This is a genomic window from Chryseobacterium carnipullorum (assembly GCF_003815695.1).
GTDB lineage: Bacteria > Bacteroidota > Bacteroidia > Flavobacteriales > Weeksellaceae > Chryseobacterium > Chryseobacterium carnipullorum.
In genome coordinates, this window is the sequence record NZ_CP033920.1 from 5,158,168 (window position 1) to 5,181,585 (window position 23,418).

A 23,418-nucleotide genomic window follows, 5' to 3' on the forward strand; every position below is an offset into this window, starting at 1 on the left:
ACCAAAAATGTACCAAAACACTGGTAGAAAAATCTATCAAAAATAGATTTTTATTTTTAGATTACAATAATGTACAAAAGTTAAAAAAATTTTAAAAAATAATGGCAAAATTAACCTCAAGAAGCGAAGATTACAGCAAATGGTATAATGAGTTGGTGGTAAAAGCTGACTTAGCTGAAAACTCTGGAGTGCGAGGATGCATGGTGATCAAACCATACGGCTATGCAATCTGGGAAAAAATGCGTGATGAAATGGATAAAAGATTCAAAGAAACAGGTCACGTTAATGCTTATTTCCCGCTTTTTGTGCCCAAAAGCCTGTTTGAGGCCGAGGAGAAAAATGCAGAAGGTTTTGCTAAAGAATGTGCAGTAGTTACCCATTATAGATTAAAAACAGATCCGAACAATCCACACAAGCTTATTGTAGATCCGGATGCTAAATTGGAAGAAGAGCTGATCGTTCGTCCAACCTCTGAGGCAATTATCTGGAATACCTACAAAAACTGGATCCAGTCTTACAGAGATCTTCCGATTCTTATTAACCAGTGGGCTAATGTTGTGCGTTGGGAAATGAGAACCCGTTTGTTCCTGAGAACTGCAGAATTTTTATGGCAGGAAGGTCACACAGCTCACGCTACCAAGGATGAAGCACTGGAAGAAGCTGAAAAAATGAATAATGTATATGCCGATTTTGCAGAAAAATTCATGGCAATGCCGGTTATAAAAGGGGTAAAAACACCATCTGAAAGATTTGCAGGAGCCGATGATACCTACTGTATCGAAGCATTGATGCAGGACGGAAAAGCGCTTCAGGCAGGAACCTCTCACTTCTTAGGGCAGAATTTCGCGAAAGCTTTCGATGTAAAATTCACCAATAAAGAAGGTAAGATTGAACATGCATGGGCTACCTCATGGGGAACTTCCACGCGTCTTATGGGAGCTTTGATCATGACCCATTCTGATGATTTCGGATTGGTACTTCCTCCTACCCTTGCTCCAATCCAGGTGGTTATTGTTCCGATCTTTAAAGGAGAAGAGCAATTGGCACAGATCAGTGAAGTTGCATTAGATATTGTCGCTAAATTAAAAGCAAAAGGCATTTCAGTAAAATTTGATGACGATACTCATAACAAACCAGGGTGGAAGTTTGCTGAATATGAATTAAAAGGTGTTCCGGTAAGAATCGCTCTTGGACCTAAAGATCTGGAAAACAAATCTGTGGAAATTGCAAGAAGAGATAACCTGACTAAAGAACTTCGTTCTATTGAAGGTGTTGATACCTATATCGAAGAATTATTGCAGACCATTCAGAAAGATCTTTATGAAAAAGCATTCAACTTCAGACAGGATAACATCACAAAAGTTGATACTTATGAAGAATTCAAAAAGGTTCTTGAAGAAAAAGGAGGTTTCATCTATGCGCATTGGGACGGAACTGAAGAAGAAGAGGAGCAAATCAAGGATGAAACGAAGGCAACAATCCGATGTATTCCTTTGGATGATGATGTTGAAGAAGGTATTTCTTTAGTAACTGGAAAGCCGTCTAAAAGACGAGTATTATTCGCAAAAGCGTATTAAAAACTTTTGCTGATTTTGAAAATATTTGCGGGAAAATAAATAAATCTTCAAGAAAAAGTGACTTTTGGACAGATTTTTGTTTAAATTTATTTAACATTAATCAAAAAAAATAATTTATTATGTCTTTAAATGTCATTGATTTAATTAAAGGACAATTAGGTCCCGCTTTGGTTTCACAAGCAGCTTCTCAGTTTGGGGAAAGTGAATCCGGTATTTCAAAAGCAATTGGAGGGTTACTCCCTGCAGTTGTAGGAGGCTTAGCAAATAATTCTGACAAGCCGGGAGTTTTGGATGCAATTACCAACGCCTCGTCGAGCGGAATTTTAGGAAATTTAATAGGAGGTGCATCCAGCAGCCCTGTTATTTCCAATTTGTTGACCTCTATTTTTGGAGACAAAATCAGTGGAATAGTAAATGCTATTGCTACTTATGCAGGAATCAGCAATAATTCGTCAAGTTCACTGTTGAATTTAGTAACAGGGGCTACGGTAGGTTCTATCGGAAAGTATGCTGCTGATAATAATTTAGATAAATCAGGAATTTCTAATCTGTTGGGTGAGCAAAAAGGAATTGTTTCTACGCTTCTTCCAGCAGGACTTTCTCTGGCATCTCTGAATATCGGTGACTGGGCTAAAGGATACAGGTTTGATAATGACAACGATGCTGTTAGACCAACACCGAGCGAAGAGCCTAAAATAGAAGTTACAAGAAGTACGACAGCTACAGGAACCAATCCTGACAGAAATAATAATGAAGGCGGAGGTTCAATCTGGAAATGGTTGCTTCCGCTTTTACTTTTGATTGCCGCCGCTTATTTCCTTTGGAAACAATGTGACAAGAAACAGACGACTACGACGACAACTACAGTTGATTCCAGCGCATCCAAAACGGATACAGCCGCGACTATGACTCCTGCAGATACCTCTGCATCTACTGCAACACCAATGGCTAAGACAGATGAAAACATCGATCTTAACGGTGTAATGCTTAAAGGTTATAAAGGAGGTATGGAAGATCAGATGATTACTTTCCTTAAATCAGGGAATTATAAAAATGCTGCGGATGACGCTGCATTAAAAGATAAATGGTACGATTTTGACCATGTGAATTTCAAAATGGGAAGTTCGACTGAACTGGAGGCAGGTTCTCAAGGGCAGCTTGACAATTTAGTAGCGATTTTAAAAGCGTTCCCGGAGGCAAAAATCAAAATCGGAGGTTATACTGATAAAGTAGGAAACGAAGCCAACAACGTAAAATTATCTAAAGCAAGAGCTGAGTTTATTAAAGCTGCTTTAGCTAAAGCTGGAGTTGGAACTCAGGTTCTGGAAGCAGAAGGTTACGGAAGCAAATTTGCTAAGGTTGATCCTAAAGCTTCTGATGCAGAAAGAGCTGCAGATAGAAAAATGTCTGTAAGATTTGCAAAGTAGATCTTTAGAACGCATAAAAATAAGATCCCGAAAATTAGTTTTCGGGATTTTTTTTTCACCTGACTTTCGTATTTACATTTATTTAAGTAGATTTGTTAGTCATTTCTAACATTTATGAATTTCAATTTAAATAACGCCTGGCGTAAAGATAAAACAGCCCACTCTCTTCCGGAGGTCTATTCATCTATAAAAGTTCCTAAAAAAGGATCATTCTGGAGAAAATATCTGGCTTTTGCAGGCCCGGGACTGATGATTGCTGTCGGATATATGGATCCTGGAAACTGGGCCACAGATATTGCAGGTGGTGCTCAGTTCGGCTATACCTTGCTTTCAGTTATTCTTATTTCAAATATTTTTGCCATGGTTTTACAGCACCTTTCTGTAAAATTAGGAGTTGTTGCCGAAAGGGACCTAGCACAGGCATGCCGTGATCACTTTAGTCCTACAACCAATTTTATGCTCTGGGTATTTTGTGAAATAGCGATTGCTGCCTGCGACCTCGCCGAGGTGATTGGTTCTGCCATTGCTTTAAATCTCCTCTTTCATATTCCGCTTACCTGGGGAATTGTCATCACCACCGTAGATGTTTTGATCATACTTTTGCTTCAGGCTAAAGGTTTCCGATGGATAGAAAGTATTGTTGGCGGCCTTATTTTCATTATTCTCGCATGCTTTATTTATGAAATCGTGATTTCACAACCTGCTTTTAATGAAATACTGGGTGGCCTGATTCCTCAGAAGGAGATTATCCAAAATCCGGCAATGCTGTATATTGCTATCGGAATTTTAGGGGCTACGGTCATGCCGCACAACCTGTATCTGCACAGCAGTATTGTTCAGACCAGAGATTATACGCGTGACCGGGAAGGAAAAAAAGAGGCCATAAAATTTGCCACACTGGATAGCACCGTTTCATTGATGCTGGCTTTCTTTATCAATGCAGCCATCCTTATTCTGGCTGCTGCTACTTTTCATACTACGGGAAATGAGCATGTGGCAGATATTCATGATGCCTATAAAATGCTTACTCCTATTCTGGGGGCTTCTATGGCAAGTATAGCATTTGCAATTGCTTTGCTGGCATCAGGACAAAACTCAACGCTCACGGGAACTTTAGCAGGTCAGATCGTCATGGAAGGCTTCTTAAATATCAGACTAAAGCCATGGCTGAGAAGATTGATCACACGACTGATTGCCGTGATTCCAGCTTTGATAGTAGCTATTCTTTATGGTGAACAGGGAACCACCGACTTATTGGTTTTAAGTCAGGTCATCTTATCGATGCAACTGAGTTTCGCTGTCGTTCCTCTCGTTATGTTTACTAATGATAAAGCTAAAATGGGAGAATTCGTGAATAAGCCATTCCTGAAAATCTGTGTCTGGGTTATTTCTATTGTGATCATTGTTTTAAACCTATACCTTTTGTATCAGACATTTGCGTAATAGAAAATTGGGAAACGGAGAATAAATGCCCCCTACCCGGATTGACCTTTGAACTGCGAAACAGAATTGACCTTCACATTTGGAAATAATGGTGAATTGTGAATCGTCAATAGTAAATGATAATTACGACCTGAAGTCACCTTTTGACCTGTGATGCAGAATTCACTTTTCACACTAGAAATAATGGTGAATGGTGAATCGTCAATAGTAAATGATAATTACGACCTAAAGTGACCTTTTGACCTGCGAAGCAGAATTCACTTTTCACACTAGAAATAATGGTGAATGGTGAATCGTCAATAGTAAATGATAATTACGACCTGAAGTCACCTTTTGACCTGCGATGCAGAATTCACTTTTCACATTTAAAAATCGTGAATTACTTACCGTCAAAACTGACAATTAGCTTCGGTTTTTTCTGCCTTAATGTCCATTTTTTCTATTTGGCAGGCTCTTTGTCAAACAACTATTTAAATAAATATTGAATTATGGAAAATCAGGATATTAACGAAGAAAGCATCAATAATCAGGAAGAAAACAACATTCAGAACGAAGTGGCAGCTGAGGAAAATGTGACAGCAAAACCTTCTGCAGAGGAACTTTTGGCAGAAGAGAAAGACCGTTACATCAGATTATACGCTGAATTCGAAAACTATAAAAAAAGAACGGCAAAAGAGAAGATGGAGTTCTTCCAGTATGCCAACCAGGATTTGATGATTTCTATGCTTGGAATTCTGGATGATTTTGAAAGAGCTTTAAAAGAAATTGCTAAAAACGGAAATCCATCCGATCTTCAGGGAGTAGAACTGATCTATCAGAAATTTAAAAACAGACTTACCGAAAAAGGCTTAAAAGCGATGGAAGTAAAGGCAGGTGATACATTCAATGTAGACTTCCATGAGGCAATTACCCAGATTCCTGCACCTTCGGAAGATCTAAAAGGCAAAATCGTAGATGTTATCGAAACAGGATATACTTTAAGTGATAAAGTGATCCGTTTTGCTAAAGTAGTAACAGGAAACTAATAGTAAATAAATGATAAATGATGATAGATAATTGATTGACAGCGGGTTTTTAAACCATAAGCAATAGGCATCAATTATCATTTATCAATAATCAATTATAAGAATATGTCAAAAAGAGATTATTACGAAGTTCTTGAGATCAGTAAATCTGCATCGGCTGAGGAGATAAAGAAATCATACCGAAAAATGGCCATCAAGTTTCACCCTGATAAAAATCCGGGAGATAAAGAGGCTGAGGAAAAATTTAAGGAAGCTGCAGAGGCCTATGAAGTACTGAGCGACGATCAGAAACGTGCAAGATACGACCAGTTTGGCCATGCCGGAATGAGTGGTAGCGGTGGTTTCGGAGGCGGAGGCTTCGGTGGAGGGATGAATATGGAAGATATCTTCAGTCAGTTTGGAGATATTTTCGGAGGCGGAGGAGGCTTCGGTGGTTTTGGTGGTGGCGGCGGACGCCAGCAGGTAAAGGGTTCGAATCTTAGGATCAGAATCAAACTGAACCTTGAAGAAATGGTGAACGGAACGCAAAAAACCATCAAAGTAAAAAAAATGAAGATGGCCGATGGTGCCACTTCCAAAGTCTGCCCTACCTGTAATGGTTCCGGTGTTCAGATGAAAGTAATGAATACGATGTTCGGACAGATGCAAACACAGACTACGTGTGGTACATGCCAGGGAATCGGAAAAGTTGCTGATAAAATTCCTGCAGGAGCTAATGCTCAGGGACTGATCAAAGATGAGGAAGAAATTTCAATCAATATTCCGGCTGGTGCAAGAGACGGTATCCAGCTTAATGTAAGAGGAAAAGGAAATGATGCTCCGTTTGGAGGTATTCCGGGAGACTTATTGGTTATTATTGAAGAGGAAGTAGATAAAACAATCAAGAGAGAAGGGGACAATCTTCACCAGGAATTATACATCTCATATGCGGAAGCTGCATTGGGTACCAAGAAAGAAGTTCCTACAGTAGGCGGTAAAGTGAAAATTACCATCGATCCGGGGACACAGTCCGGAAAGATCCTCAGACTGGCAGGAAAGGGACTCCCAAGCATCGACAGCTATGGAAAAGGAGATATGTTCATCCACATCAATGTATGGACGCCGCAGAAACTGAATAAAGAGCAGAAAGATTTCTTTGAAAAACAGATGTCAAGCGGAGATATGGTGGCAGAACCTTCCGGAAAAGAAAAAACTTTTTTTGATAAAGTGAAAGATTTATTCAACTAAAATATAAAAAGAAGCTTTTAAAAAGCCTCTTTTTTACAGTTTAAGTCAAACAATGAAAACAGGTTTCAAAAGTATTGAAACCTGTTTTTATTTTAAATTTACTTTTTTATAATCTTTAGAGTCTGATCTTTCTTATCGTATGTCATGCGAATCAGATAGGTTCCGGATACACAGTTTTGAAGATCAATCTTCACTTTATCTCCCTGTCTTACATATTCAAGATTTTTAATGAGCTTTCCATCCATACCGTACAGGGATAAATTTTCCGGTGTAGTTTCAGAATTCACATTAATAAAGAGGAAATCCGTAACAGGATTCGGATAGAATGAGAGTTCTTCTTTTTTCACGGCTTCTCCTATATTTAAAGATTCATTGTTTATAGTAATTCTGGCTAAGGTAAATTGTCTGTCATCATGAGTAGAATCTCCTGAAATGAGGATTTTTCTACTGCTGTCAAATTTCATTGCTGATAATCTTCGAATAGAATTGGAAGTTGGAAGTCTGAATAATCCGTTAGTTCCAAACGATAGGTTGGGAGTTCCGTCATAATTAAATTTGGTCAAAAACATCCAGTCATAATCCAGATAACTTCCTGTAAAATAAAATGTACCTCCTACATAGATCCCATTATCACCTAAAAGTATAGAGTTCGGTACCTCACTTGTTACATTCGGAATGTTGACCACCTTTCGTTTTACAATACCTGCGGTTCCAAAACTATTGACAAACTGGCCATCAGAATTTATTTTTGCCACCCAGGAGTCCCTGATACCATTATTGAATGCAGAACCTACTATATAAAAATTTCCGTTAGGATCCTGAACTATATTTCCAAACTCAAAAGGATTTCCAAAATTGAAAATCAATTTACCATTGGTTCCGAAAGTTGTATCAATGGTACCGTTCATATTTAATCTTACAACATACACGTCACTGCGCCCGTTTACATTGTCTGTGGTATCGGTAATTCTTCCTATTCCGGCAATAATTAGCTTATTGTTAGCTACCAGAATACTCAGGGCATTTACTCTTTCCTGAGATACTCCAGTGTTTAGAGCAAGATAAAGTCGTCCATTAGTTCCAAAGGAGGTGTCCGCGGAACCATCCTGATTCAATTTTAATAAGCAGGCTCTCCTTTTTGGATATCCATATTCTGCCCCACCACACACTATAATTTTTCCATCTGATAATTCTACAGCACTGTAAGCGACATCAATGGTTTCTACATCTGCCGGATACCCCATATTGACAGCAAGCCCGCCTCCAGTTCCAAAAGTTGCATCTAAAGTACCATCTGCATTAAACCTTTCAATAAAAAAATTCTGATTGTACGTATGGCCTACACTTCCGATCGTTAAATATTTACCCGAGATTAATTTAATGACTTTATAATGGACAGATTGATTCTGAGTAATCTGAACCCCTGCAGTCCCAAATGATGTATCCAGATTTCCACTGGAGTTTACTTTATAAATCGCTCTTTTTGATCCGGGACCAACGTTTCCAAGGACAACCATGCTGTTATCCGGCTCGATGAGAAAATCACCAGATTTGTCGAAAACTGTTGACGGATTAGTGAAGTTAAAGCCATTTATACCAAAAGTAGTATCCAAGGTTTGTGCACTTGAAAATAATGAAGAGAATAAAAAGATTCCATAGAATAGTTTTTTTATCATGTTTATTTTTTTTTGCAAATATAACTTTTCCTTTACCAAAATCTTTTCCGATCATCTTTATTCAAATGAAATATTGAACAATCTGTTAATTTCAATGTAAAAAGTGTTTAGAAAAGGCATTAAAAAAACCGTATCCACAGATGGGATACGGCTTTGTTTTATCATGTTATTCAGATTTACTTTTTAACCACAAGTGAATAAGCTTTTTTCCCCATCGTAAATAGGGCTACGGCAAATAAGCCTCCTATCAGTCCGAGAATAATTTCTTTTAAAATAGTAAGCAACTCGTTAGAAGACCAGGAAGGCAAAATATGGTGGAAAAATTCTATTCTATGGGCAAAAATACCGCCGGCTACCATAATCAAAGCAATAGTTCCTATAACACCCAAAGCTTTAATAACAACAGGTAAAGCTTTCACCAAAAAGTGTCCAAGCTTTCCAAAGAAACCCTTGTCATTACTCTTTTTGATTAATTTGAATCCTGCATCATCCATCCTTACGATCAAAGCAACAATTCCGTACACTCCTACTGTAGCTATAAAAGCAACCAGACTGGTTACCAGAATCTGGGTAATAAAAGGATGACTTTCTTCCAAAACCGTTCCCAAAGCAATGATAACAATCTCAACAGATAAAATAAAATCTGTGGTAATGGCTGATTTTACCTTTGCTTTTTCTATTTCCTGATCACTCTTTTCATCTTCTACAATTTCTTCTACCACTTCGTGGCCTTTTTTGTCTTTGTGAAAAAGAAATTCTATGATTTTTTCAACCCCTTCAAAGGCCAGATACAATCCACCCAGAATCAACACATAGTTAATGGCCGGAGCATAGAGCCAGTTGAGAAGGAATACAACAGGAAGAATGATCAGCTTATTGATAAAAGAGCCTTTTGTAATAGCCCATAAAACGGGAATTTCCCGTGAGGAAATGAAGCCTGTCGCTTTTTCTGCATTCACTGCCAGATCATCTCCAAGGATGCCTGCTGTTTTCTGTGTGGCTATTTTACTCGTCACTGCCACATCATCCATCAACGCTGCAATATCATCCAAAATCGCAAAAAAACCAGATGCCATATATTTTAATATTTTTTTAATCTTTGTTAAGTTCAGCAAAAATAATTATTAAAATCTATTTTTATTTGTTTCTGAATATTAATTTTAAATATTTTCTATACATGGCTGCTCATCTGAGCGAAACTCTGCTTACTTTTAACTTTTTTAAACACGATACCATGCGACCTACATATTATAGTCTTTTTTTAGGATGTCTGACTGTTCTATTCACTATATACTGTTCTCCATTCAAAGCCCAAAATACAACGGATATCAATCTGATAAAGCAGGAAAAAAAGAAGCAGGAAATAGACAGCATCATAAAAGCGTATGCATCTATCAACAAGTTCAACGGAACTGCTCTGGTTCACTACCAGCATACAACATTCTTCGAAAAGTCTTACGGATGGCAGGATGCAGAAAAAAAGCTCCCGAATCAAAACAAAAGTATTTACCAGATAGCTTCTTTAACCAAATCTTTCACCGCACTTACCATCATAAAACTATGCGAAGAAGGAAAGCTGTCCGTTAAAGATCCTGTTTCCAAATTTATTCCGGATTATCCGAGAGTAAGTGAAATTACGGTTGAACATCTCCTTACCCACTCTTCGGGAATTTATGAGGCATTGAGGAACAAAGAGTATTTCCGTCTGCTTCACACCACAGAACCCATTACGAAAAGCAGAGAAATCTCATTTTTTAAAGATGAACCGTTAGATTTTAAACCGGGTACGCAATTTTCATATACCAATTCGGGCTATATTCTTCTGGGAATAATCATTGAAAAGATCACAGGCCAAACCTATGAAGAGGCGGTAACAAAAATGATCTTACATCCTCTGAAAATGACTCACACGGGTTTTGATTATCCCTCTTTGAAAAGTCCTTACAAAACAATCCCATACTCTTATCTGTCAAAAACAAAACAGGAAAAAACAGAGATCTGGAATCCGGAATTAACCGGACCTGCAGGACAAATTTACAGTACCGCAGAAGATCTGTACAAATATTACAAAGGGCTCAGGGACTACAGCATTGTTTCTAAAGAAAGCTTAAAAAAAGCCACAACCCCTTATCTAAGTGGCTACGGCTACGGTTGGTTCATCGATGATCTGTATGGAAAAAAACTGATCAATCATGGAGGGAATATAGAAGGTTCTACAAGTTATTTTGCGATGCTTCCTGATGATGACATTTGTATTATACTTCTTAATAATATCACGAGCAAGAAACTGGAGAAAGCAGGTAATACTATTTTGGCGGCACTTTTAGACCAGCCCTATAACCTTCCCAAACCTAAGAAAGAGATCACTCTGGATGGTTCTGTACTGAAAAAGTATGCAGGCAATTATGAGCTTTCCGAAGATACTGTCATCCATATCTTAAACGAAAACGGACAGCTTTTTATTCAGAATAATAATGATCCTAAGATAAGAATGCTGGCTGAAAAAGAGGATGTATTCTTCCTTCCGGATGATGACACAGAAATCTCTTTCATTTTCAAAAAGGATGAAAAAGATGTTATCATCATCAAAAAAGGACTTTCCTCAAAAACGGCAGAGAAACTATAACCTGAAAAGTTCAAAATGGGTCTCCAACCAGATAAGATTAAAAAAGTGAAAAAATATTTTATACTCTTACTATTTTCAGCGCTCTGTTTACATTCTCAGGAAATAAAAAACAAAGAAGTGTTCAGAAAATGTAAAAAACAATACTCTAAAAAGATCTGCCTTTCGGATGAAGATCAAGATGGTGTTATTTTCTATCTGGACAAATGCCCGAAAGAAAGCGGCTTTTCAGAAATTTCAGGCTGTCCGTGGCCGGATAATGACAGAGATGGTGTCAATGATAAAGAAGATGCCTGTCCCCATGAAAAAGGCGATGCTCAAAATAACGGCTGTCCCTGGCCTGATACGGACGGCGACGGAATCCAGGATAAGGATGACGCTTGTCCTACGCTCCCCGGAGTTCCGGAGGCCAACGGATGTCCTTCTAATAAATGTGATGAATTTTTCAAAAAGGAAGCTGAAATTTTAAAAGAATTTAAAGAAAAACACATCCTGGAAAAAGAAAAGTTTAAAGCCTTGAGAACAGTGATATTCAACCATATTCCAAGAGAATTATTCCCCAAAAACAATATATCGGTAAGTATACATACCTATACTTTTATTAATGATAACATAAGCAACTGTGCCTCCAAATCTACCTTAGGTTTCAATAAAAGTCTATTTCTTGACCAGCTTTTCTGGACAAAAGATACGTTTGATTATGTTGCAAAAAAATTAAAGAAAAACCTTTTCCCCACTTATGATTTTGGAAAATTGCCGATCGACACTGATCTCTTGAATGACTACAGACAGGGAGGCTATTACGGTTTTATAGAAAGTTTTCCGCAAACTCTTGAACTCAACAGAAATATCATGATATATTATGATCGTGGCAATAAGGAGAAAGCTGAATTTCATCCCTACAATACCAGGTTAAAAGTAAATTTCGGACTTTATGCGGCTAAGAATATAGTCAGTGTCGAAATCAGAAATATTCCCAAAGGCCATTATTCCTATACATTCGAATACATCGCCGGACAATGGAAGTTTATAAAAAAGGAGGAACGCTCTTATTAAAAACAACTGGCAGAAAAAGAAAGTTATGATCATAAAAATCATTTTTCCAGCCTTATATAGGCAGATAATATTCCGTAAATTTATCTTATGAAAAAGCTTGTTCTCAGATACCATTTTTTTGTTGTAGGATCTCTAAGCTTCCTGATGCAGTCTTGCCATACAAAATTCAGGGTATGGGTAGGTACAGACGGACAGCAGAAAATCTATAATTTGAAATATGGCGAGCATAAAAGGCAGAAGATGGACGTTTTTCTTCCATTGGACTACGCCGAAGATACACCTGTAGTACTGATCGTACATGGCGGTGCCTGGACGCTTGGAAAAAAAGAACACATGATTCAGATTCAGAAAATGCTCTTTGAACATAAGATTCCAAGTATCAGTATGAATTACAGGCTGGTTTCCAAACAAAAAAGCATTACGTATAAGCAGCAGTTGGAAGATATTGGCCTTGCCATTGAAAAATTTAACTCTCTGGCTGAAAAAGCAGAACTTCAGCCGAATAATTATATCCTTTTAGGCGAAAGTGCAGGCGGACATCTGGCTCTTCTATATGGCTACCGACACCCTGAACAAGTCAGAAAGATCATCTCACTGAGCGGTCCTACAGATTTTTACAGCCCGGAATACCTCAATTCATTTTATTCAAAATATACCTCTCCTACATTCCAGAAGGTAGTTGGAACAAAATTCGACCGGAAGAATATAGCTGAAGCTTTTAAAGAAGCCAGCCCCATCGCTAATATATCCAACGTTCCTACCCTGCTGTTTCAGGGGAACAATGATTTTCTGGTGAATCCGCATCAGGGATTATCCATGGATTCTGCACTCACCAAAGAGAATATTCCCCACAAACTGATCTTTATGAAAAGAACAGGTCATGCTCCAAGATTTTTCAGCAAAGTAAAAAGAGACAGTATTATCTATCCCAACATTCTGGAATGGATAAAAAAATAACCTGCCGGAAAGCAGGTTATCAATATGTTTTTGTAATTATGTATTAATCTAAATCTTTGTTCTCGTACTTAGAGTGATCTTCTTTTTTTCCGAAAACAAACTTAATGATCACCGGAAGCGTTGTTACCAGAACGATGATAATGATAATCACTTCAAGTTTCTCTTTCAAATTGATCCCGAACTGCTCCTGAAACAATTTATCTAAATAATGTCCTGCAAAAATCAGGATAAATGACCAGAGAACAGCTCCTATAATATTATCTCTTAAAAACTCTTTCTTATCCATTTTTACAATACCAGCAACAATGGGAGTAAATGTTCTCACTACAGGTAAGAATCTCGCCATAATAATTGCCAGTGCCCCGTGTTTTTCAAAAAAGTCATGAGCCTGATAAAGGTATTTCTTTTTAAACAGCATAGTATCCTGCTTTTTGTATAAGGCAGGACCTGCTTTCACTCCAAAGTAGTACCCTATCTCATTTCCGACAATGGCAGCCAGAGCTACACATGAAGCCAGAATGGTTGTATCCAGGAAGTCGCTCCCTGTGGAGCCAAAAGTCTCTTTGATGATTTCTACAGCGTAAATTCCTGACACGAACAGTAATGAATCTCCGGGCAGGAAAAACCCTACAAAAAGACCTGTTTCAGCAAAAACAATAAATAAAATAAGCCAGAACCCACCCATTTTAATATAAAACTCGGGGTTCAGTAAATCTCTCCAGCTATTGAAATCTTCCATATATAACGATTAAAAACAAAAGTAAGCGTAAAATGTGTTAAACAAAAATTAATTATAAGTTTTTAACTAAAATAGATACATGATATTTTACAAGTCCATATCATCGTCTGAAACGGCGGTACCATCGGCCATCAGAAAGGCTTTCAGGAATGGCGTGATATTTCCGTTCATCACAGAATCCACATCTGAAGTTTCGTGAGCAGAACGAACATCTTTTACCAGTTTATATGGATGCATCACGTAATTTCTGATCTGGCTTCCCCACTCTATTTTCATCTTATTGGCTTCAATCTCGGTTCTTGCCTTCATACGGGCTTCAAGTTCCATTTCATAAAGTCTTGAACGAAGGAGTTGCATGGCTTTTTCTTTGTTCTGAAGCTGGGATCGGGATTCGGAGTTCTCAATGATGATTCCCGTTGGTGCGTGGCGAAGACGTACGGCGGTTTCCACCTTGTTCACGTTTTGTCCTCCTGCTCCGGATGATCTCATGGTTTCAAATGAAATATCTGCAGGATTAATGTTGATTTCAATGGTATCATCCACCAAAGGATATACATACACAGAAACAAAACTGGTATGACGCTTCGCATTGCTGTCAAAAGGGGAAATCCTCACCAGTCGGTGTACCCCATTTTCTCCTTTTAAATATCCAAAAGCGTATTCCCCATCAATCTCTAAAGTAACGGTTTTTACTCCGGCAACTTCCCCTTCCTGATAGTTGAGCTCGCGGATCTTATACCCTTGCTTCTCCGCCCACATGGTATACATTCTCATCAGCATGGAAGCCCAGTCACAACTTTCCGTACCTCCTGCTCCGGCAGTAATCTGAAGAACGGCAGAAAGCTCGTCTCCTTCATTGGAAAGCATGTTTTTAAATTCCAGGTCTTCTATTTTTTCCACAAGTTTTGGGAATGTTTCATCCAGTTCTTTTTCAGAGTCCGGATCTTCTCTGGCAAATTCTGCCAGTACCTGCAGGTCTTCAAACTGGGTACTGATCTCTTCATAATCTTCTACCCATCTCTTTTTAGAGCGGAGCTGCTTTAGAAAAACTTCTGCTTCTTTCGGACTATCCCAAAATTCGGGAGCAGCTGTTTTCTCATCATCATTTGATATTTCGATCTTCTTTTTTTCGATCTGAAGGTATTTATGTAAGTCTTTGATTCTGGACTGAACTTCTTTTATCTGGTCGTTGTTGATCACGAATTTGTTATTTTATACAAAAATACGGAATTTGTTCTAGGAGTAATCATTAATTGGCAACGAGTCATATTTTTTCTGAATATTGATAAAAAAGAGCGACAGTTTTCACTATCGCTCATTATTTTATTATCATTTTTTTATTTCTTTACAACTCTGAATGTCTTGATAGTACCATCTTTATATTTCAAAGAAACAATATAAATTCCATCGTTTAAATCTTGTACATTAAGTTCTTTTTCCGGAAATAGACTTTTAACTAATTTACCGGAAATATCATTGATTGTGATGGATTTAACATCCTTAATATTGATAATATTCAATTTGTCATTAAATGGATTTGGATAAATAGCTATATTATCTTTTTTATTAACATCTTCTACGACCAATATGTTATCTTCTATTATTGTAATATTGTCCACTGCAATAAAGTTTATAGCTCCTACAGAATACCCATTGAATCCAAAATAATAAATACCTGTTGAAGGCACTGTAAAAGTACGCTGAGCAGAGTTTTGATCTTGATTGGGCATAGTTTGATGATCGGATAAAATACTTGTCATAGATGCAGAATTAGGGGTAACTCCATAAGCGACTTTTAATTTAACGGGGCCTGCACCAGTAGTATTTCTATCACCATATAAATAGTTCATTTTATATTGTTTTCCCTGCTCTAAATATATTCCTTGAGTATAAAACCATGAAGAATTAGGAATGGTTGTAGAATTAAAAAACAAGTATAAAGTTTTACCTCCTGGCCAGAAATCAGATGCTTGATAATAATTATGTATAATCCAATTAGTTCCTGTTGAAGTATTTTCAACTGATGTACAAAGTGGCAGAGAGCCAGAAAAACTATTTTCAAAATTTTCTGTATAAGGTACTATAGTTGATATAGCACAAGTTGTGCTAAATATCGCTTGTTTCCAATCACTAAATTCTGAAGAAGAGCATCTGCTTCGTACCCAAATATAGTAATTTCTTCCCACTAACAAAGAAGATAAATCCTTAGACAAACCAAAAATCCCCTGATAGGTAGGCACTGTCCCAGAAGTCGGTTGGGTATCATTCGTACTATAATATAAATCATATCCTTCTGCCGGATTAGAAATAGAAGCATCCCAATTTACCGTAGCTGTTGTTTGTGTTATTGAACTAATTGTAATATTTCCCGGAGTTTTGCAATTAGAAGCCTGCTCTATAACAATATCGTCAATTAATAAATTTTCATATCCACTCACTCCTAAAGAAGTATATCCGTTAAAACCTAAATTATATATTCCGTTTGCAGACGGTGTAAAATAAAGAACTTCAGAAATTGAATTTGATATAATAGGATCTGAAAAGTCTTTAATAATGTTAGTCATCGCAGAAGAATTAGCAGAAGTTCCAAAAGCCACTTTTAACCTTTGAGTATTGCCCGCATTAATATTTCTATTTCCTCTTTTAAACTTTAAAGCATATGTAACACCCCCTTGTAAATTAAATGGAGGGGTATACCACCATGTATTGGTTGTTAATGAATTACTAAAGTTATATGCTAATGCCCGCCCTTGATTAAAGCCTATTCCAGATTCTACTGGATATGACCACCATGTACCATTTTGCTGAGTTGTACATACAGGTATTGTACTTAGTGTCGTTGTTTCAAAATTTTCATTATACGGTAATATATATATCCCACAAGGTGTTGAAAATGTTTGTACATTGCTCCAAGAACTGATATTTGAACCACAGTTTGATCTTACCCATATATAATAAGCTTCATTAGATAAAAGTGGGCCTATATTAACAGACGTAGCTGAAATACCTGTAATACTTGGTGTAGTTAAAGATGTAGGAGACGTATTAATAGTACTATAATATACATCATACCCATTAGTTGGGGTATTTGTCGAAGACCAATTTACTTGAGCACCTGTAGAAGTTATATTGGACATACTTAATCCTGATGGTACACTACAGGTTGCTGCTTGTAATAATATTACATCATCAATTGTCATTATCCAATAGCCAGAACCCGAATTTTTTCCAGTAATTCTAAATTTAAAATTTGTACCTGCAGGAACTGCTCCAGTGGGAATCGTTCCTGTAAAAGTTGAGCAAGTTGTAGAACCAGTTACAGAAATTGGAGAGCCTATTAAATTATATGTTGATCCATTATTATTAGAATATTCAACATTAATAATCCCAGTTACTATAGGATTCGAACTATTTCCTTCTTCAGGTCTGTATTTGAAGGATACTAAAATTTGATTTCCATTAGAATTGTTAGAAGAATAAACCATTGAGGCTGTTGCAGATGATCCTATATCATAAATCAGATTTGATAAAAGGGCACCGCCGCCTGTACAAGGATACCCATTAGAGTTGGTGATTCTAGCAAATCTTGAGTAGGTCCATCCTGCCGGAGTTGCAGGAACTTCAAATCCCTCATTTAAAGTAATCTGAGCATAAGATACTAAGTTAGTTAAAAAAAGGAATAGCCAAAGTGTTTTTTTTTTCATTAGACTCGATTTAAACGAGGAGTAATATAATTTACACAAAAATAATGTTATTTTTTTAATAAAAACACCTTACAAATATTCAAATCATCTCCACCACCATCTCCCCAATTTTCGGAGCCAGTGCCACTCCCATTCCTGAAAGCCTTACGGCACAGAACTGTCTTTCTGCAAGTTGCTTGACAATCGGTGTTTTTTCTGAGCCCATTGCCATAATACCCGACCATCGGAGGGAAATCTTTATCTCCTGATGCGGCAAAATTACTTTTTTCAGGAAACTTTCCAAATGATCCTGTAAAAATTCTGTAGTTTCAAAATCTGTGGTTTCCTCCGTTTTAAAATCCTGATTTCGGCCGCCGCCCAGCAAAACACGATCCCCCAGATTTCTGAAATAGTAAAAACCCTCATCGTAATGAAATGTTCCTTTAAGTTTTAAGCCTTCAACTGGTTCAGTCAAGAGAATCTGTCCCCGTGCAGGAATGATTTCTTCCTTTTCCAGAAATTTTGAGCTGAAAGCATTGGTGCAATAAATAATTTGGTCAGCCTTTAATGAAAGAGTCTCTGAAAGATGAACCTCTGCTTCATTCATTTTTTCATCGATGTCCTTTACTTCTGTTCCAAAAAGAAACTCAACTTTCAGTTCATAACATTTTTCCAGAAGTTTAAGCAGAAGCTTGCCTGAATGCAGACTTCCCTCGCACGGATTTTCAATCAGAAATTCAGATTTTCCCAGACCAAATTCTTTGATTTTTTTCTGATTCAGGAAATAGGTGGTGTCCAGCCCGGTGATTCCTTTCAACTTTGCATTCACCGTATCCAGCTGCTGCAAAGGTTCATTACAATTTAAAATTTCAAACCCTCCATTCAGTTCAAAATCTATTTCATCATTTTTGAAATATCTCCTTATTTTCTGAAGTCCGTCAAACCTCATCTTTACCAATTCCAATGTCTTTTCCCAACCCATTTTCTGAGAATCGGCAATCACTTCCGTAAGACTTCCAAAACAGGCAAATCCTGCATTTCGTGTTGAAGCTCCAAGCGGAATGGTATTTCTTTCAATAATTAAAACAGATTTTTCAGGATATTTTTCCTTAACGGATACCGCAGTCCAAAGTCCCGAAAATCCAGAACCGATGATGACGATATCTCTTTTTCTGTAAAAGGTTTCAAGTTCCCAGATGCTGTTCATTTTATTTAAATGTAAAAGGTATTTGTTAATGAGATGGTAAGAGTAAAGAGCCTAGAATAAAGACTTGAGATTTCAGATCTCAGATTTCAGACTTACTGATATTCAAGTTCTCCTACTCTAAAACTCTTCCACATTATGCGAATGCTGAATCTCTTAACCCGAAAAACCGCACCCCGTTTCACCCCTGTGCACTATCATCTTTTTTTTCACCATTATGGTGAAACCCGATTGCTCTTGCAGGTTTTTCTACAACTCTGTAGGTTTCCAGTTCTTTTTTAAGAGCCTGAATTCTTAATTTAAAATCGTCAAAGTTATTGATAACTGCATCTGCAAGGAATCTTGCCACCTGGTCAAGATATTCTTCGGTAAGCTTTCCGCCTGCATCTCTTAAGGCTGCATTCAGGAGATTCTGATCAATCTTCAGGTTTTCATTTTTGGTTTTCTGATACTGATTTTTAAGACGTTTTTTAAGACTCTGTGTAAAATCAATCAGCATCGTGTTGCTGAATGCCTTCATTCTGGAAGCAATATCCTGCCAGAACGGGACTTTATCCGCTTGGTTCTTTTTAAGGATTTTATAGAGAAGGGAATCTTCTTCAAGATCTCTTGTCATCGCATAAAGGATAATTTCAGAGCGTTCTGCTGCATTGGGTGGAAATATAGGAATCATGACATCGAATCTTCCCGGAGCAAGAATTTCTTCGTCGATTTCTGAGACCGTATTGGCAGAACCTACCATCAGTAATTCTTCTTTTTCAAATTTTCCGATATAATGAAGGATGAGTTCCTGGGTTTCAAGATTGCAGGAAGCGAGATCTGTTTCTGCTTTTCTCTCCATCATAATTTCATCGAAATCATCCATAAAAAGCAGAACTTTTTTTTCTTTCATCATCGTAAGCAGAAAATCAGTAAAATTGGTTTGATTTCCGTCAATAAAAGACGTTCCCAGATAATGTTTTTTTACTTCTTTGAACTGATAACCGATAATTTCAGCAATTTTGGTAGCCCAGAAAATTTTGCCGCTTCCCGGAGGTCCGTATAAAATGATTCCTGCTGGTTTATGGATTCCCCAGTCTTTAATCTGTTGCGGATTCAGGAATGGTTCTAAAACCGCTGATATGTAAAAGAAAAGGTCTCTGTACCCAATAAAATCCCGATGTTGCAGGCTGGTTTTATGTCCAAAATAATCATAGACGAACTTATAATTGCCGCCGAGCTTATTATCAATTCCATAGCTTGAAATTGATGAACGGAAAAATCCGTTATCAAAAATATTGGGATTATCTTCTTTGATGGCCTCTTCTACTTTTTCCTTAGGCTGATTGATTACTTCAGCGATCTGTTCCAGGGTTTTACTTTTGTCCAGATCTTTTTCATATAATTTTAGGAAATCCAGATTTTCACGGGCAAATTTTTCAAAATCTGGCTTTACTTCAAAGTTGGTACTGATACAAACTCCCAGCTCAAGATCAAAATCCTGAATAAACTGTTTAATGGCTTCTGCCGAAACATTAAGCTCTTTTGCTAACTCAATTAACTTCATAAACTACCGATTAATTCTATCAAATTTAATATTTTAATCTTAAAAATCTATTGAAAATTCATTAAAATAAAAAGGTAGCTGAAGACTTTGTTTAAGGAAGATTTCGCTTGAGCTTTAGATGATAAGTCAGAAGCTTGTTTATTTGGCTGTGATTTTTTTCACCATATCATTCACTGCATCTGCTATAATTTCAGGCTGGTCCTGATTAATGTAATGACCACTTTTCTCTGCTATTATCTGCCTGCTGTCTGTCGATAGATTCAAGAGATCTTTCTGCATTTTGTCCCAGGCTGTCAGTATTTCGTTTTTTATTTTTTGGTCTTTAATGAAACTGTTATATCTTGTCTGATCTCCTGCTGTAATAACAAAAAGAGGAACGGAACCAAAAGAATTGATTTTAGCGGCTTCTGTTTTTATAGATTTCATTTGATCCTGTTCTTCCAGCGTGGCATCGGCACTTTTATAAAGCAATGCAGGCATGAGAGAATTTTGGTATTGATATTGGGCAGTGGCCGGAAACATATTGCTGAACATCAGTCTTGCTGCTCCAAAAGTATTCGCAAATTTTAAAAAGCCAACGGGAAGTCCCTGGTTGACCATAGTGTATAATTCCGGTGACAGATATTTTTCATCAGCCGGATATTGACTGTCTACCAATACTACTCCTGCAACCTCTTCAGGATACTTTTTAACGAAAAATCTCGTCAGCATTCCACCAAAAGAATGTCCTACAAGGATATAAGGTTTGGGTACTTTAGAATTTTCCAGCAATGTGTGAAGTTCTTCTGCTATCTTTTCACCTGTCTTTGCATTAGTTCCTCTTTCGCTCCATAAAATTCCTGACCGGTCGTAGGAAAAGGTAGTGAAGGTTTGGGGAAGGTTCTGCTGGATATGATACCATTGCAAATGGCCCGCCGGATCGAAAGCCGTTTCAAAAACTACGGTCGGCCCGCCCGTTCCTTTCCGTAGATAATGCATTTTGTGGTTGTCTACCTCCTCCAGCTGACCGTCCGGATGAATTTTTTCAGCTTTTGAACGGGATATTTCCTCAAAAATAAATCCTGTCATTAAGACCAGAATTACAATTAAAAGGAGTAGCATCCCTATTCTTTTGAGCCATTTAGCAATTTTCATAGTTCTATTTTTTGATGGGGTTGAAAAATTTTAAAGCGGAAACTTTGTCAATGGGTCTTTCACCAATACAAATAGTTACACCGATAAAACAATGACCTGGTGAATCTTATTACTTTGAATATAAAGAAAGTTATTTCTATGCGATCTGAAAAAATATCAAAAATTTGTAACAATCTCTCAATTACATAGACTACTACTATGTAAAACAAATTACATGGAAAAAATTTTGTCAGTAAAGAATTTAACCAAAAAATTCAAAAGAACAGTAGTCAACAATATCTCCTTTGATGTAGAAAAAGGAAATGTATATGGTTTATTGGGACCTAACGGAAGCGGAAAATCTACCACATTCGGGATGTTGCTGTCTACCATCAATCCTACCAGCGGAGACTGGTATTGGTTTGGAAAGAAAGGAACGGAGCCTGATACGCTGAAAAAAATAGGAGCGATTATTGAACAGCCTAATTTCTATCCTTATCTGGATGCTGAAACGAATCTTAAGATTGTAGCTGAGATCAAAGAAACTCCTTATACAAGAATTGCAGAAGTACTGAAAACAGTAGGTCTTTTCGAAAGAAAAAATGATACTTTCAAAACGTATTCTTTAGGAATGAAACAACGTCTCGCCATTGCTTCGGCGATGCTGAACAATCCTGAGGTGATGATCCTGGATGAACCAACCAACGGCCTGGACCCTGAAGGTATTATCCAAATCAGAGAGATCATCAGTAATATTGCAAAACAGGGCATTACCATTATTATTGCCAGCCATCTTCTGGATGAGATCGAAAAGATCTGCAGCCACGTGATCGTATTGAAAGAAGGAAATGCCATCTACAGCGGAAGAGTGGATGAAATGACGGCCAACAACGGATATTTTGAATTGAAAGCAGACAACAATACTGTACTTTTAAGTACTTTGGAAGAACTTCAATGGTTCAGCGCTGTAAAAATAGATGGAGAAATCATTAAAGCCCAAATCCGCGAAGATGCTTCTATATCTGCTTCGGCTTTGAATCAGAAGCTTGCTGAAAAAGGAATTTTTCTATCGCACTTAACGAAGAAAAAACTCTCTCTTGAAACTCAATTCCTTGAACTTGTAAAAAACACGAATACCCATGCTTAAATTACTCAAACTTGAATACTATAAAAACCTGAATTACCGACCGTTCAAGGTTTTCACCATCTTATATTTTGCTATCCTGATCGCTCTTCTGTTCATAGGATTGGTAGATCTGGATATTTTTGGAGGAACCATCAATTTAAAGGAACAGGGAATTTATAACTTCCCTGAAATATGGAATTTCACCACCTGGATTGTCGCACTATTGAAAATTTTTCTGGGGCTGATCATTGTATTTTCGATCTCACAGGAATTTACGAACAGAATGTTTAAACAAAATACGATCGACGGTCTGAGCAGAAAGGAATTTATTGGATCAAAGCTTCTGACTATTACGATATTTACAATTGTTTCCACATTGATTGTATTTATTATCACTATGTTTTTAGGCCACCAATATTCTAAAGTTACCGACTCCCCAAAAGTGTATGAGGAGGTGTACTATATTGGAAATTACTTTGTGAAACTGTTTACTTTCTTTTCTTTCCTGATGTTCCTTTCGGTATTGCTGAGAAAATCAATGTTTGTATTCCTTGGTTTCTTTGCCTACTGGATTGCTGAAAAGATTTTAGCTGGAATTGAAGCTTATCAGAAATTAACCGGAATGCAAGGTGAGCAAAGAAAAGCAGTGCTTGAGAATGATTTCTTCATTACCAACCTTCTGCCTTTGGAAAGCATGTCTAATCTAATCCCAAACCCACTGATGCGATTGAATCTTGTAAAGGTAATGGGCGTAAAATATGAAGCTCATTATCCTACAGAAAGTATGATCGCCTGTATCGTCTGGTCTATCGTCTTTATTTTGGGCTCTTACTGGATCCTGAGAAAAAGGGATTGGTAGATATTTGATATTGAAAGATTTAAAGATTTAAGAATTTAAAAGATTAAATAATGAAGTGGTCCTTTGGATCACTTTTTTGTTTTTTACAGCTGCTATGTTAAAAATAGTGGCTAAGCACTAAAGTATTCAATTTTTCA

Annotated in this window: 18 protein-coding genes; 10 read left to right on the plus strand and 8 right to left on the minus strand. The window is 37.2% G+C overall.

The window, feature by feature from the left end; translation table 11 throughout:
• Positions 1 to 101 precede the first annotated feature (101 nt).
• The 5 genes from proS to dnaJ all read left to right on the plus strand — a co-directional run bounded on the left by proS (position 102) and on the right by dnaJ (position 6,699).
• Complete coding sequence (gene proS, locus EG346_RS23320; protein WP_073336781.1) at positions 102 to 1,577, plus strand: proline--tRNA ligase; 1,476 nt, start codon at positions 102 to 104, stop codon at positions 1,575 to 1,577.
• Positions 1,578 to 1,696: 119 nt separating this feature from the next.
• A complete protein-coding gene (locus EG346_RS23325; RefSeq protein ID WP_123882197.1) occupies positions 1,697 to 3,004 on the plus strand; it encodes an OmpA family protein in 1,308 nt (435 codons plus the stop codon).
• 114 nt (positions 3,005 to 3,118) lie between these two features.
• Positions 3,119 to 4,447 (plus strand): Nramp family divalent metal transporter, encoded by a 1,329-nt coding sequence (locus tag EG346_RS23330; RefSeq protein WP_123882199.1) that lies wholly within the window; start codon positions 3,119 to 3,121, stop codon positions 4,445 to 4,447.
• 488 nt (positions 4,448 to 4,935) lie between these two features.
• Positions 4,936 to 5,472, plus strand: a complete 537-nt coding sequence (locus EG346_RS23335; RefSeq protein WP_073336787.1) for a nucleotide exchange factor GrpE — start codon at positions 4,936 to 4,938, stop codon at positions 5,470 to 5,472.
• Positions 5,473 to 5,577: 105 nt separating this feature from the next.
• Positions 5,578 to 6,699 carry a molecular chaperone DnaJ gene (gene dnaJ / locus EG346_RS23340; RefSeq protein ID WP_073336789.1) on the plus strand — a complete coding sequence of 374 codons (1,122 nt, stop codon included), beginning with the start codon at positions 5,578 to 5,580 and terminating at the stop codon, positions 6,697 to 6,699.
• Between the two features lie 98 nt (positions 6,700 to 6,797).
• On the opposite strand, the gene EG346_RS23345 is transcribed toward dnaJ, so the two are convergent.
• Positions 6,798 to 8,375, minus strand: coding sequence for a delta-60 repeat-containing protein (locus EG346_RS23345; RefSeq protein WP_123882202.1), 1,578 nt, complete (start codon positions 8,373 to 8,375; stop codon positions 6,798 to 6,800).
• A gap of 176 nt (positions 8,376 to 8,551) precedes the next feature.
• Positions 8,552 to 9,451 carry a DUF808 domain-containing protein gene (locus EG346_RS23350; RefSeq protein WP_123882205.1) on the minus strand — a complete coding sequence of 300 codons (900 nt, stop codon included), beginning with the start codon at positions 9,449 to 9,451 and terminating at the stop codon, positions 8,552 to 8,554.
• Between the two features lie 158 nt (positions 9,452 to 9,609).
• Here EG346_RS23350 and EG346_RS23355 point away from each other — a divergent pair, with 158 nt between their 5' ends.
• The 3 genes from EG346_RS23355 (at position 9,610) to EG346_RS23365 (ending at position 13,011) form a co-directional block, all read left to right on the plus strand.
• Complete coding sequence (locus EG346_RS23355) at positions 9,610 to 11,001, plus strand: serine hydrolase (protein WP_164466281.1); 1,392 nt, start codon at positions 9,610 to 9,612, stop codon at positions 10,999 to 11,001.
• A 45-nt stretch (positions 11,002 to 11,046) separates the two neighbouring features.
• Complete coding sequence (locus EG346_RS25510; RefSeq protein ID WP_185148141.1) at positions 11,047 to 12,054, plus strand: thrombospondin type 3 repeat-containing protein; 1,008 nt, start codon at positions 11,047 to 11,049, stop codon at positions 12,052 to 12,054.
• A gap of 87 nt (positions 12,055 to 12,141) precedes the next feature.
• Positions 12,142 to 13,011 (plus strand): alpha/beta hydrolase, encoded by an 870-nt coding sequence (locus EG346_RS23365; protein ID WP_123882210.1) that lies wholly within the window; start codon positions 12,142 to 12,144, stop codon positions 13,009 to 13,011.
• A 43-nt stretch (positions 13,012 to 13,054) separates the two neighbouring features.
• Here EG346_RS23365 and EG346_RS23370 read toward each other — a convergent pair whose 3' ends face one another.
• The 6 genes from EG346_RS23370 to EG346_RS23395 form a co-directional block, all read right to left on the minus strand.
• Complete coding sequence (locus tag EG346_RS23370) at positions 13,055 to 13,750, minus strand: DedA family protein (protein WP_073333877.1); 696 nt, start codon at positions 13,748 to 13,750, stop codon at positions 13,055 to 13,057.
• An 87-nt stretch (positions 13,751 to 13,837) separates the two neighbouring features.
• A complete protein-coding gene (gene prfB / locus EG346_RS23375) occupies positions 13,838 to 14,950 on the minus strand; it encodes a peptide chain release factor 2 (protein ID WP_073333879.1) in 1,113 nt (370 codons plus the stop codon).
• Positions 14,951 to 15,087: 137 nt separating this feature from the next.
• Positions 15,088 to 17,454: a fibronectin type III domain-containing protein gene (locus EG346_RS23380; protein ID WP_123882212.1), complete on the minus strand. Its 2,367-nt coding sequence runs from the start codon at positions 17,452 to 17,454 to the stop codon at positions 15,088 to 15,090.
• Positions 17,455 to 17,533: 79 nt separating this feature from the next.
• A complete protein-coding gene (locus EG346_RS23385) occupies positions 17,534 to 18,640 on the minus strand; it encodes an NAD(P)/FAD-dependent oxidoreductase (RefSeq protein WP_123882215.1) in 1,107 nt (368 codons plus the stop codon).
• 178 nt (positions 18,641 to 18,818) lie between these two features.
• Positions 18,819 to 20,183, minus strand: coding sequence for an AAA family ATPase (locus tag EG346_RS23390; RefSeq protein ID WP_073333889.1), 1,365 nt, complete (start codon positions 20,181 to 20,183; stop codon positions 18,819 to 18,821).
• A gap of 138 nt (positions 20,184 to 20,321) precedes the next feature.
• Positions 20,322 to 21,317, minus strand: a complete 996-nt coding sequence (locus EG346_RS23395; RefSeq protein WP_123882218.1) for an alpha/beta fold hydrolase — start codon at positions 21,315 to 21,317, stop codon at positions 20,322 to 20,324.
• A gap of 214 nt (positions 21,318 to 21,531) precedes the next feature.
• Between EG346_RS23395 and EG346_RS23400 the strand changes: the two genes are divergently transcribed.
• Both EG346_RS23400 and EG346_RS23405 read left to right on the plus strand, forming a co-directional pair.
• Positions 21,532 to 22,443: an ABC transporter ATP-binding protein gene (locus tag EG346_RS23400; protein WP_073333894.1), complete on the plus strand. Its 912-nt coding sequence runs from the start codon at positions 21,532 to 21,534 to the stop codon at positions 22,441 to 22,443.
• Positions 22,436 to 23,281 carry an ABC transporter permease gene (locus EG346_RS23405; RefSeq protein ID WP_123882221.1) on the plus strand — a complete coding sequence of 282 codons (846 nt, stop codon included), beginning with the start codon at positions 22,436 to 22,438 and terminating at the stop codon, positions 23,279 to 23,281. The genes EG346_RS23400 and EG346_RS23405 overlap by 8 nt, the downstream gene beginning before the upstream one ends.
• The last annotated feature ends 137 nt before the right edge of the window (positions 23,282 to 23,418 follow it).

Excerpts from the sequence above, each read along its gene's own strand:
- proS (WP_073336781.1), top strand. The coding sequence starts at position 102 with ATGGCAAAATTAACCTCAAGAAGCGAAGATTACAGCAAATGGTATAAT.
- EG346_RS23325 (WP_123882197.1), top strand. The coding sequence starts at position 1,697 with ATGTCTTTAAATGTCATTGATTTAATTAAAGGACAATTAGGTCCCGCT.
- EG346_RS23330 (WP_123882199.1), top strand. The coding sequence starts at position 3,119 with ATGAATTTCAATTTAAATAACGCCTGGCGTAAAGATAAAACAGCCCAC.
- EG346_RS23335 (WP_073336787.1), top strand. The coding sequence starts at position 4,936 with ATGGAAAATCAGGATATTAACGAAGAAAGCATCAATAATCAGGAAGAA.
- dnaJ (WP_073336789.1), top strand. The coding sequence starts at position 5,578 with ATGTCAAAAAGAGATTATTACGAAGTTCTTGAGATCAGTAAATCTGCA.
- EG346_RS23345 (WP_123882202.1), bottom strand. The coding sequence starts at position 8,375 with ATGATAAAAAAACTATTCTATGGAATCTTTTTATTCTCTTCATTATTT.
- EG346_RS23350 (WP_123882205.1), bottom strand. The coding sequence starts at position 9,451 with ATGGCATCTGGTTTTTTTGCGATTTTGGATGATATTGCAGCGTTGATG.
- EG346_RS23355 (WP_164466281.1), top strand. The coding sequence starts at position 9,610 with ATGCGACCTACATATTATAGTCTTTTTTTAGGATGTCTGACTGTTCTA.
- EG346_RS23365 (WP_123882210.1), top strand. The coding sequence starts at position 12,142 with ATGAAAAAGCTTGTTCTCAGATACCATTTTTTTGTTGTAGGATCTCTA.
- EG346_RS23370 (WP_073333877.1), bottom strand. The coding sequence starts at position 13,750 with ATGGAAGATTTCAATAGCTGGAGAGATTTACTGAACCCCGAGTTTTAT.
- EG346_RS23380 (WP_123882212.1), bottom strand. The coding sequence starts at position 17,454 with ATGAAAAAAAAAACACTTTGGCTATTCCTTTTTTTAACTAACTTAGTA.
- EG346_RS23385 (WP_123882215.1), bottom strand. The coding sequence starts at position 18,640 with ATGAACAGCATCTGGGAACTTGAAACCTTTTACAGAAAAAGAGATATC.
- EG346_RS23390 (WP_073333889.1), bottom strand. The coding sequence starts at position 20,183 with ATGAAGTTAATTGAGTTAGCAAAAGAGCTTAATGTTTCGGCAGAAGCC.
- EG346_RS23395 (WP_123882218.1), bottom strand. The coding sequence starts at position 21,317 with ATGAAAATTGCTAAATGGCTCAAAAGAATAGGGATGCTACTCCTTTTA.
- EG346_RS23400 (WP_073333894.1), top strand. The coding sequence starts at position 21,532 with ATGGAAAAAATTTTGTCAGTAAAGAATTTAACCAAAAAATTCAAAAGA.
- EG346_RS23405 (WP_123882221.1), top strand. The coding sequence starts at position 22,436 with ATGCTTAAATTACTCAAACTTGAATACTATAAAAACCTGAATTACCGA.